The sequence below is a fragment of the Lacisediminihabitans sp. genome, from assembly GCF_036404185.1.
In the GTDB taxonomy this organism is placed as follows: Bacteria; Actinomycetota; Actinomycetes; order Actinomycetales; family Microbacteriaceae; genus Lacisediminihabitans.
Genome location: NZ_DASWPB010000129.1, coordinates 20,183 through 30,203, shown reverse-complemented (window position 1 = coordinate 30,203; position 10,021 = coordinate 20,183). Strand labels below are relative to the sequence as shown.

The 10,021-nt window shown below is 71.1% G+C and carries 10 protein-coding genes; 6 read left to right on the top strand and 4 right to left on the bottom strand.

The annotated features are described in order from the left end of the window. Positions 1 to 49: 49 nt before the first annotated feature. Positions 50 to 211, bottom strand: coding sequence for a hypothetical protein (locus VGC18_RS09585; RefSeq protein ID WP_331096674.1), 162 nt, complete (start codon positions 209 to 211; stop codon positions 50 to 52). A gap of 150 nt (positions 212 to 361) precedes the next feature. On the opposite strand from VGC18_RS09585, the gene VGC18_RS09580 reads away from it, so the two are divergent. The 4 genes from VGC18_RS09580 to cofC are packed head-to-tail and all read left to right on the top strand — an operon-like array spanning position 362 to position 4,207. Continuing rightward, positions 362 to 1,771: a D-alanyl-D-alanine carboxypeptidase gene (locus tag VGC18_RS09580; RefSeq protein WP_331096672.1), complete on the top strand. Its 1,410-nt coding sequence runs from the start codon at positions 362 to 364 to the stop codon at positions 1,769 to 1,771. A gap of 48 nt (positions 1,772 to 1,819) precedes the next feature. Beyond that, complete coding sequence (locus VGC18_RS09575; protein WP_331096670.1) at positions 1,820 to 2,827, top strand: TIGR03557 family F420-dependent LLM class oxidoreductase; 1,008 nt, start codon at positions 1,820 to 1,822, stop codon at positions 2,825 to 2,827. Further along, positions 2,827 to 3,576, top strand: coding sequence for a coenzyme F420-0:L-glutamate ligase (locus VGC18_RS09570; protein WP_331096668.1), 750 nt, complete (start codon positions 2,827 to 2,829; stop codon positions 3,574 to 3,576). Before VGC18_RS09575 ends, VGC18_RS09570 begins: the two co-directional genes overlap by 1 nt. Then, a complete protein-coding gene (cofC, locus tag VGC18_RS09565; RefSeq protein WP_331096666.1) occupies positions 3,566 to 4,207 on the top strand; it encodes a 2-phospho-L-lactate guanylyltransferase in 642 nt (213 codons plus the stop codon). Before VGC18_RS09570 ends, cofC begins: the two co-directional genes overlap by 11 nt. Before the next feature lie 19 nt (positions 4,208 to 4,226). On the opposite strand, the gene VGC18_RS09560 is transcribed toward cofC, so the two are convergent. Beyond that, positions 4,227 to 4,844, bottom strand: coding sequence for a TetR/AcrR family transcriptional regulator (locus tag VGC18_RS09560; protein ID WP_331096664.1), 618 nt, complete (start codon positions 4,842 to 4,844; stop codon positions 4,227 to 4,229). Between the two features lie 99 nt (positions 4,845 to 4,943). Here VGC18_RS09560 and VGC18_RS09555 point away from each other — a divergent pair, with 99 nt between their 5' ends. Then, positions 4,944 to 7,178, top strand: coding sequence for a beta-glucosidase family protein (locus VGC18_RS09555; RefSeq protein ID WP_331096662.1), 2,235 nt, complete (start codon positions 4,944 to 4,946; stop codon positions 7,176 to 7,178). Here VGC18_RS09555 and VGC18_RS09550 read toward each other — a convergent pair. Both VGC18_RS09550 and cofD read right to left on the bottom strand, forming a co-directional pair. Then, positions 7,168 to 7,764: a GNAT family N-acetyltransferase gene (locus VGC18_RS09550; RefSeq protein ID WP_331096660.1), complete on the bottom strand. Its 597-nt coding sequence runs from the start codon at positions 7,762 to 7,764 to the stop codon at positions 7,168 to 7,170. The two genes, VGC18_RS09555 and VGC18_RS09550, sit on opposite strands and share 11 nt — an antisense overlap. A gap of 135 nt (positions 7,765 to 7,899) precedes the next feature. After that, positions 7,900 to 8,883, bottom strand: a complete 984-nt coding sequence (cofD, locus tag VGC18_RS09545) for a 2-phospho-L-lactate transferase (protein ID WP_331096678.1) — start codon at positions 8,881 to 8,883, stop codon at positions 7,900 to 7,902. A 162-nt stretch (positions 8,884 to 9,045) separates the two neighbouring features. On the opposite strand from cofD, the gene VGC18_RS09540 reads away from it, so the two are divergent. Further along, complete coding sequence (locus VGC18_RS09540; RefSeq protein ID WP_331096658.1) at positions 9,046 to 10,020, top strand: MoxR family ATPase; 975 nt, start codon at positions 9,046 to 9,048, stop codon at positions 10,018 to 10,020. Position 10,021 lies beyond the last annotated feature (1 nt).

The window sequence follows — 10,021 nt, the reverse complement described above, 5'->3', positions numbered from 1 at the left end:
CGGGTTGGGGGCGGGCTGAGATCGGGATGAGAGCTGGGACGGCCCGGGACTACCGGGGTCGATTCTTCCAGAACAGCAGCACGAGCACGGCTACGACGGCCGCCAGGACCACGAGTCCGATGACGGAGACGTAGCCGTAGTCCTCGGAGTGGGTGTCTTGGCAGTCCGGCACGCCGACGGCGCAGGACAGCCGGAGCGCGGTGGCGAGCATGGTGCCATCCAACCAGCGGACGGTGGCCGGTCGACAAAAGGATGCCCGATCGTGATGGGAATCGGATCGTCACCGCCGCGCCCCGGCAGTCCCCTAGCATGGGAGCGTGAATGAGTATTGCTCCGGGGTCGAGGTCGCGAGGTTCCGGCGGTGAGCCGCGACGACCGGCCCGGCAACCGGGACGATTGGCGGCATGACCAGGACGACGGCCTCTCGGACTTCGCCGCCATGCTCGCCCGCGGCCGGACCCAGTATGCCGGCGCGCCGGTCGCACCGCAGGACCCCGCGGAGGCCGCCGCGGCCAGAAGCAGACGCCGGCGTCGCCGTCTCGTGTCCTCGATCGTCGGCCTGGTCGTCGTCGCCCTCATCGGCGGTTACGTGGTGGCGACCCTGTCGCTTCCGGCGGGCGGAGCGACGGTCGACGTCGCGCTGGCGAAGGTCGAGCCGCCTGCCGCCGCGGCGCTCTCGCTCCCCGCGACGGGGGAGAGCGAGGTCAGCGTCACCGGCACCGGCGACTTCCAGAGCACGACGGGTACCAAGGAGATCGTCGCCTCGGCCGGCGGCACCGGTCCGCTGCCGATCGCGAGCATCAGCAAGCTCGTCACCGCTCTCGTGATCCTCCAGGCGAAGCCGCTCGGGGTCGGCGAGGCCGGCCCGACCATCACCTTCGACAAGGCCGATCATGCCCTCTACGACAAGTACTACGTGCAGCAGGCGAGCATCGAGCCCATGGACACCGGCTCGGTGATGTCCGAGCGCGACGCCCTGGAGACGATCCTCGTCGCCTCCGCGTGCAACTACGCGGAAGCGGTGTCGACCTGGGCCTACGGCAGCCAGGCGGCCTTCCTCTCCGCGACGAAAAAGTGGCTCACGGCGCACGGCCTGACCTCGACCAGGCTCGTGGAGCCGACGGGGGTGGATGCGCGCAACGTGAGCACCCCCGCGGACCTCCTCGCACTCGGGAGGCTGGCGATGGCGAACCCGGTCGTGGCGGCGATGGTCCGGCTGCCGAGCGTGGCCGTCGGGAGCATCGGCCCCATCGCAGCCACCAACGATCTGCTCGGGGTCGACGGCGTGAACGGGATCAAGACCGGCACCCTGGTCACCACCGACCTGCTCTTCTCCGCGGAGGTTCCCGTCGGGCTGGCGTTCCCGGTCACGGTCATCGGGGTCGTGCTGGGCGGGGACAGCCGCGCCTCGGTGGACGCCGACGTTCGCAGACTCATCGCCAGTCTCGAGTCGGGCTTCCACGACGTGCCGCTCATCAAGCGGGGCCAGGTATTCGGCCGCTACACGACGCCGTGGGGCGACGACGCGACGGTCGTGGCCGGCACGGCCGCGTCGGTGTTCACCTGGTCGAGCACCCCGATCACCTCGGCCATCACGACGAAGCCCGTCACCACCGCATCCGACGGCACGACGGTCGGGCGCGTGCGGTTCGCCGCCGGGACCTCGGCGGTGAGCGTTCCGCTCCTGCTCAAGGGCACGATCGCGGGTCCGGATGCCTGGTGGCGGCTCACGCATCCGGCGGCGATCCTGGGCGGTCACCCGGCGTCGTGAGCGGGCGCAGCGACGCGAGCGGGCGTCCCGACGCGAGAGAATGGAGCAATGCCCCAGACTCCTCCCCGCATCGGCTACGCCGCCATGCTGGAGCGGTTCCCTCCCGCCGAGGCGCTCGAGCTCAGCGCCTACGCTGAACGGCACGGGTTCTCGGGCGTCATGGCCGCCGACCGCTTCCAACCGTGGGTCCCGCGACAGGGTGAGGCGAGCTTCGTCTGGACCGTGCTCGGAGCCCTCGGCCAGACTACGGCGGGAGACCTCGGAACCGGCATGACGGTTCCGACGTTCCGCTGGCATCCGGCCATGGTCGCCCAGGCGAGCGCGACGCTCGCCGCGATGTATCCCGGCAGGCACTGGCTCGGGATCGGCTCCGGCGAGGCCATCGACGAGCACATCACCGGCGCCTACTGGCCGGAGACGGCGGAACGCATCAATCGGATGTTCGAGGCCGTCGAGGTCATCAACAAGCTGTTCACCGCGTCCGCCTCTGGCAGGGAGACCAAGCACTCCGGCCCGTTCTTCAAGCTCGAGTCGACGCGGCTGTGGACGATGCCGGAGGTCGCTCCTCCGATCCTCGTCGCCACCTCCGGCCCGGTCACGGCCAAACGCGCCGGACGGACGGTGGACGGACTCATCGTCGACGGGGCGCCGTTCGACAAGATCGCGGGGCTGCTCGACCGGTTCGACGAGGGCGCCCGCGAGGCGGGGAGGGACCGCTCCCGGGGTCTGAAGGTGCTGCGCCTGCACCTCAGCTGGGCGCGCACGGCGGAGGAGGCCATGAGCAACGTGATGACCGAGTGGCCGAACGGCGGGATGCGGTTCCCGCGCTCCGACATCCGTTCCCCCTTCGAGTTCGAGCAGCTGGCACGACTGGTGCGGCCGGAGGACTTCGAGGGCCGGATGCTCGTCTCCGAGGATCCGGACGTCCACCGCGCGCACATCCAGCGGTACCTCGACCTGGGCTTCGACCGCATCTACCTGCACAACGCCGGCCGGAACCAGCGCGACTGGATCGACGTGTTCTCCCGCGACGTACTGCCGAAGCTGGTGCGCTGATGCTCCAGGTATGGGCGATCGCGGGCATCCCCGAGATCGTGCCGGGGGACGACCTCGCCACGATCATCGGAGAGCGGGCCGGGAGGCTCGAGGACGGCGACATCCTCGCGGTGACGAGCAAGATCGTCTCCAAGGCGGAGGGGCGCGTCGTCCACGCGGCCGACCGGGAGCAGGCCATCACCGACGAGACCGTCCGGATCGTGGCGACCAAGAGACATCCCGGTGGCCTGACCCGCATCGTCGAGAACCGGCTCGGCATCGTCGGCGCGGCGGCCGGTGTCGACGCGAGCAACACCCCGGAGGGCACCGTCCTGCTGCTTCCGCTCGATCCGGATGCCTCGGCGGCTGCCCTGCGCGCGGCGCTGGAGCGCCGCTTCGGCCTGCGACTCGGGGTGGTGATCACCGACACCCTCGGCCGCGCCTGGAGGGAGGGCCAGACGGACGTCGCCATCGGCGGCAGCGGGGTGCGCCTGCTCGACGACCTGCGGGGCAGCCTGGATGCCCAGGGGCGCCGCCTCGACGTCACCGCCCCCGCCGTGGGGGACGAGATCGCCTCGGCCGCGGATCTGGTCAAGCGCAAGTCGGCCGGTCTGCCGGTCGCGGTCCTGCGGGGGCTCGGCCACCTGCTCGACGACGGTGCACCGGGTGCGCGCGTCCTCATCCGGGATTCCGCGAACGACATGTTCCGCCTGGGCACCGACGAGGCCTACGGCCAGGGTTTCGAGGCGGGGCGCGTCAGTGGCGGCTGACTGGCTCGTCGTGATCCCGGTCAAGGGCACGGCGGCGGCCAAGTCGCGCTTCGGCGGCGATCCGGCCCGGCGAATGGCTCTCGCCACCGCGATCGCGCAGGACACGGTGGCCGCGGCGCTCTCGACCCCCGTCGTCGACCGGGTCTTCGTCGTGACGAGTGAGGCGGCATCCGTGGTCTTCGAGCGGATGGGCGCGGAAATCGTGGTCGAGCGCGACCCCCGGGGGCTCATGGCCGCTGTGGACCTCGGGATCGAGCGGGCCTGGGCGGCAGCCGGTCAGGGACAGGGGGTCGCCGTGCTGCTCGGCGACCTGCCGGCGCTCGTGCCTGGCGAGCTGGAGTCGGCGCTCGTCGCGGCGGGCGCCAACCCGCTTGCGATCGTCCCCGACGCGGAGGGCCTCGGCACGGTGCTGATCACCGCGAGGGCCGGAGAGACCCATGCCCCCGCCTTCGGCCCGGGGTCGAGCTCCGCCCACCGCGCAGCCGGATACCTGCCGCTCGACGTGCCGGAGGATTCCGGCCTTCGCAACGATGTCGACACCGTCGAGAGCCTGCGCGGCCTCTCCGGCCGGCTGGGGCCGCGCACGGCCGCCGCGCTCGCGGAGTCGGAGCACTCCTCGGAGCCGCGCTGAGGCGGGTTCGCCGTGCGGCTCAGCCCGGAGTCGGGCCGAGCATCCGGTCGGCGAAGTCCTTCCATCGTGCCTCGAAGTCGATGCCGGGGTCGCGCAGCCAGTTCAGCTGCAGCCCGTCCATGAAGGCGAGCACGGCGACGGCGAGGGCATCCGGGTCCGGATGCCAGGGCGAGACGAGGCCGACGATCCAGGCTCGGCTCTCCTCCAGGCGCTCGGCGAAGTAGGCGTGGGCGGGATGGCTCTCGTCGAGCGCCTCCGCCGCGAGCACCGTGTAAAGACGCACGATCTCACGTCGTTCGTGATTGAGGCGCACGAGGCGGTCGAGGGCGACGCGCGCATCCTCCGGTCCGTTTCGGTCGACCGTCGCCGACCGCAGCCGCTCGACGTCGGACCGATCCCGATGCTGCAAGACCGCGATGAGCAGGCTCTCCTTCGACTCGAAGTGGTGCAGCACCCCCGCCCGCGTGATGCCCGCTTCCTGCGCCACCCTGGAGAGGGAGAACCCGCGGTAGCCGGCCGCCGAGATCAGGGTGGTGGCCGTCGCGATGAGCTGCGCGCGGCGCACCTCCGGCCTGAGCCGGTGGCGGGTCGCCGAGGTGGTCACCGCCCCAGCCTGCCATGCCGCCGCTTGCGCCATGCGGTGTTCCTCCGTACTATTTCCTTACCTACAACAGTGTAGGTAAGGATGCGCCGAGCGGCCAAGGCCCCTGGCCAGACGTAGTAAAGGGATGTGTCCATGTCGACGACGACCACCGCGACCACCGATTTCGAGGCCGCGATCACCCGGATCAGGAACGGCGGCTCGATCGTGGAGGAGACCGCTCTTCTGCTCTCCTCGCTCACCCGCGAGGAGAAGCTGGACCTGCTCGACGGTGACGCCGAGTTCTCCGAAGGCATGGCCGAGATGATGCAGCTCGGCTACAACACCGCGCCGATCGAGATGGGCCGGATCGACCGGATCGGCCTGCCCGGCCTGCGGTTCAGCGACGGGCCGCGGGGCATCGTCATGGGCCACTCCACCGCCTTCCCCGTCTCCATGGCGAGGGGAGCGACCTGGGACGTCGCGCTCGAGGAGCGCATCGGCCGGGCGATCGGGGCCGAGATGCGGGCCCAGGGCGCGAACTTCTTCGGGGGCGTGTGCATCAACCTGCCGCGGCATCCGGCCTGGGGTCGAGCACAGGAGACCTATAGCGAGGACTCCTACCTGCTGGGGGAGATGGGCGCCGCCCTCGTCAGGGGCGTTCAGCGCAACGCCATGGCGGTCGCCAAGCACTACGCGCTCAACTCGATGGAGAACGCCCGGTTCACCGTGAACGTCACCGCCGACGACGCGACCATGCACGAGGTGTACCTGCCGCACTTCCGCCGCGTGGTCGAGGAGGGTGTCAGCGGAATCATGACCTCGTACAACTCGGTCAACGGCGAGTGGGCGGGCCAGAACGAGACCATCCTGGAGGGGGTGCTCCGCGAGCAGTGGGGATTCGAGGGGGTCACCGTGTCCGACTTCATCTTCGGGCTGCGCGATGCCGCGACGTCTCTGCGGGCCGGGCTCGACGTCGAGGAGCCCTTCCGGCAGCAGCGCAGGCAGTACCTGCCGGGCGACCTCGAGGCCGGTCGGGCCTCCTGGGAGCACGTGGAGCGCGCGGCCCGTCGCATCCTCGCCACCCAGCTGCGGTTCTACTCGAGCGACCTCGACCCCGAGCCGGGCGTCAACGTCGTCTTCTCGGATGCCCACCGCGCCCTGGCGAGGGAGGCGGCGGCCGAGGCCATGGTGCTGCTCAAGAACGATCCGGTCGAGGGCCGGCCGATCCTGCCGCTGGATGCGCGCGTCCTGGGCAGGGTCGCCCTCATCGGACGGCTCGCGGGGATGGCCAACACGGGCGACCACGGTTCGAGCGATGTGCGGTCGCCCGCGGTCTCGACACCGCTGCTCGGCCTGGCCGATGCCCTGCCGAACGCCGTCATCGAACACGTGGAGGAGGACGATCCGGATGCCGCGGCACGGGCGGCGGCCGCCGCCGATGTCGCCATCGTCGTCGTCGGCTACACGGCGGAGGACGAGGGGGAGTATCTCGGGGAGGAGTCCATGAGCGACCCCGCCCTGACCGCGCTCTTCCCGCCCGCTCCGGTGGCCGCCGCCGGCTCGGCGGGCGCGGCGGGCTCGACGGACTCGACGGGGGAGGCGGGCTCGACGGACTCGACGGGGGAGGCGCCCGCCTCCCTCAGCGTCATGGGGCAGGCGGCCGGCGGCGATCGCGTGAGCCTGCGCATCCGCCCGATCGATGCCGAGATCATCCGCGCGACCGTCTCCGCCAACCCCCGCACCGTCGTCGTGATCGTCACGGCGGGGGCGGTCATCACCGAGGAGTGGCGCCACGATGTCCCGGCGGTGCTCCTCGGCTGGTACAGCGGAAGCGAGGGAGGGGCGGCGCTCGCCGACGTGCTGCTCGGGGCGGCCGAGCCCGGCGGCCGCCTGCCGTACTCGATCCCGACCACCGAGGAGCATCTTCCCCTCTTCGACAGGGGGGCCACCGAGATCGTCTACGACCGCTGGCACGGCCAGCGGCTGCTCGACCGGGACGGCCATGCGGCCGCGTACCCGATCGGCTACGGCCTCTCCTACACCTCCTTCGAGCTGTCGGAGCTGAGCCTCGGACCGGTCGACGGGGAGGGCTTCGAGGCGGTCGTGATGGTCACCAACACGGGCATCCGCCCTGGTCGACAGGTCGTCCAGCTGTACGCGCGGCCGATCGCCGCGGTGGACTTTCCGTCCAGGGTGCTCGTCGGGTTCGCCCCGGTGCGACTGGATGCCGGCGAGAGCCGCAGGGTTCGCGTCGTGGCGTCGACGAGGCCGCTGCAGCGCTGGACCGAGGCCGGCTTCGTCCCCGCGTCCCTCGTCGCGGTGATCGAGGCATCCGCCTTCGCGGGCGATCCTGCCGCGCCGACCGCGGAGCTGACGCTCATCGGCTGAGCGCGCCGTCCGGCGTGACATCGAGGATCGGCCAGGAGCGCGGGCTCCTGTCGTCGGTGAGCAGGAGGCCGCCCACCCAGTCGTCCTGCCGCCCGTCGCGGCCGGCGGCCCCGAGGCGCAGCATGCCTTCGAACCGGAAGCCGAGGCGGCGGGCCGTCCGCGCGGAGGCGAGGTTGCCCGCATAGGCGTGCCATTCGATGCGGACCAGGCCGAGGCCGTTCGGCGGAACGGCGAAGCCGAAGTCGATGACCCTCGTCGCTGCCTCCGAGAGCAGTCCCCTGCGCCGGTATCCGGGAGCCATCCAGAAGCCGATGGCCGCCTGACCGTTGCGGATCTGTTCCAGCCCGACCACGCCCGAGAACGCCCCCTCGTGGATCAGCGCCCAGGTGCAGATGGTCCCGATGCTCCAGCCGCGGTCGGAGAAGTCGCGGACGTAGTCCTCGGCGTCGGCGCGGGTGTACGGGACGGGGACGGGAACGCGGCGCTGGAGCTCCGGGTCCTGGCAGGCGGCCGTGATGGCCGTGACGTCGTCCCACCGGGGCGGGCGGAGGGTGAGGCGTTCGGTGCGGAGTTCGATCTTGTCCACGGCATCAGGGTACTGCGCCGCCCTCCCCCTCCCTGCGGTGCCGCCCCCGGCATCGTCGCGGTGTTTCGTCGACGCCGCTGACGTATATAACCCGCGCGCCGTCGAGGAAACACCGCGACGTTGGAACTTTGGGGCTTACGGGAGCGCGAGGGCTATGGCCTCGCGGGCGATCGCCGCGCTCGTGTCGAGGTCGCGCATCCACAGGGGGACGGCGGCGGCGCGGATGCCCGCGGCCAGGACCACGGGGACCGCCGCCGCATCCTCCCCGCCGACGAGCCAGCCGTCCAGCACCCCGCCGGTGGCGCGCGAGCCGTAGTGCAGGGCGACCGCGTCCGCGGCGGTGGCCACCCCGATCGCCTCGAGACAGGCATCCGCCATCCCGCGCACCACGGCGCCGCCGATGACCGGCGAGACGCCGACCACGGGCGCGGAGGCGGTCGTGACGGCGTGACGGATGCCCGGGATGCCGAGGATCGTGCCGATCGACACGACCGGGTTGGACGGCGCGACGAGCACGAGGTCCGCCTCGGCGATCGCCTCGAGCACGCCAGGGGCGGGAGTCGCGGCCTCGACGTTCTGCTGCAGGAAGGCCCTCGCCGGCAGGGATGCCCGGTGTCTGGTCCACCACTCCTGGAAGTGCAGGGTGCTTCCCTCGTCGTCGATCACGACCCTGGTCTCGACCTCGTCGTCGGTGGCGGGCAGGAGCCTCAGGCCGAGGTCCCACCTCGCGGCGATCCGCGCGGTCGCCTCGCTCAGGGGCAGCCCGGAGCGCAGATAGTGGCTGCGGGTGATGTGCGTGCCGAGGTCGAGATCGCCGAGGGTGAACCACGGCCAGCCCACCCCGTATGCGCGCAGCTCGGCGCTCACCCGCTCGCTCTCCCCGATCCGGCCCCAGCCGCGTTCCTCGTCGTTCGCCCCGGCGAGGGTGTACATGATCGAGTCGAGGTCGGGGGAGATGCGCAGCCCGGTCAGCCACATGTCGTCGCCGGTGTTGACGACGGCGGTGATCGAATCGGTCGTGCCGCCGTTGCCGTCCGGATGCACGTGCCGCAGGTGATGCCGGAGGCCGCGGAGGAAGCGGGCGCCCCCGACCCCGCCGGAGAGCACGGTGATTTTCACGAGAGCCAAGGCTATCCTGCCGCGGGGATGGGCGACTTCCGGGCCGTCGTTCCCGAAGCCCGAGACTCGGCAGATTCTCAGGTCGTTATCGCCCTGTGATCTGACAGACTCACGAGGGATACTGAAAATCGGGAGTCGATGATGGATAACTCTGATGGTGCGATGGATTACGACGACTTCTATCGGTTCAGCAGGGACATCGTCCACAGCATCGAGACGGTGATCGACGGCAAACGCGACGCCGTCGAGATGGCGCTCACGGTGCTCCTGGCGGAGGGCCATCTCCTCATCGAGGACGTCCCGGGCGTGGGGAAGACCATGCTCGCCAGGGCGCTCGCCAAGTCCGTGGACTGCACGGTCAATCGCATCCAGTTCACCCCGGACCTGCTCCCGTCCGACATCACCGGGGTCTCCATCTACAACCAGGTCGAGCGGGAGTTCGAGTTCAAGCCCGGCCCGATCTTCGCCAACATCGTCATCGGCGACGAGATCAACCGGGCGAGTCCCAAGACCCAGTCGGCCCTGCTCGAGAGCATGGAGGAGGGCCAGGTGACGGTCGACGGCGCGACGAGTCTGCTCGCCTCGCCCTTCACCGTCATCGCCACCCAGAACCCCGTCGAGATGGAGGGCACCTATCCGCTCCCCGAGGCGCAACGCGACCGCTTCATGGCGCGCATCTCGATGGGGTACCCCGACGAGACGGCCGAGCTCGGGATGCTTCGCAGCAGGGAGAGCGCCGCCCCGCTCGACGATCTCCGTCCGGTGGTGAGCACCGTCCAGCTCATCGCGATGATCGAGACGGTCAGGCGGGTCTTCGTCTCGCCGGCCGTCGAGCAGTACACGGTGCGCATCGCCCAGGCGACCCGCGCCGACCGCGACCTGCGCCTCGGGGCGAGCCCGCGGGCCACGCTCCAGCTCGTGCGGGCGGCGAAGGCCAGGGCGGCCCTGGACGGACGGGAGTTCGTGCTGCCCGACGACATCGATGCGCTCACCGGCGCCGTCCTCGGCCACCGGCTGATCCCGACCACCCGCATCTCCGGCAACGGCAATCCGTTCGCGACGGGGGCGGTGACGGACATCATCGCCCGCATCGTCGCCGCCACGCCCGTTCCGCTCGGCGCCGCCGGTCAGGCCTGAA

Excerpts from the sequence above, each read along its gene's own strand:
- VGC18_RS09585 (WP_331096674.1), bottom strand. The coding sequence starts at position 211 with ATGCTCGCCACCGCGCTCCGGCTGTCCTGCGCCGTCGGCGTGCCGGAC.
- VGC18_RS09575 (WP_331096670.1), top strand. The coding sequence starts at position 1,820 with ATGCCCCAGACTCCTCCCCGCATCGGCTACGCCGCCATGCTGGAGCGG.
- VGC18_RS09570 (WP_331096668.1), top strand. The coding sequence starts at position 2,827 with ATGCTCCAGGTATGGGCGATCGCGGGCATCCCCGAGATCGTGCCGGGG.
- VGC18_RS09560 (WP_331096664.1), bottom strand. The coding sequence starts at position 4,844 with ATGGCGCAAGCGGCGGCATGGCAGGCTGGGGCGGTGACCACCTCGGCG.
- VGC18_RS09555 (WP_331096662.1), top strand. The coding sequence starts at position 4,944 with ATGTCGACGACGACCACCGCGACCACCGATTTCGAGGCCGCGATCACC.
- VGC18_RS09540 (WP_331096658.1), top strand. The coding sequence starts at position 9,046 with ATGGATTACGACGACTTCTATCGGTTCAGCAGGGACATCGTCCACAGC.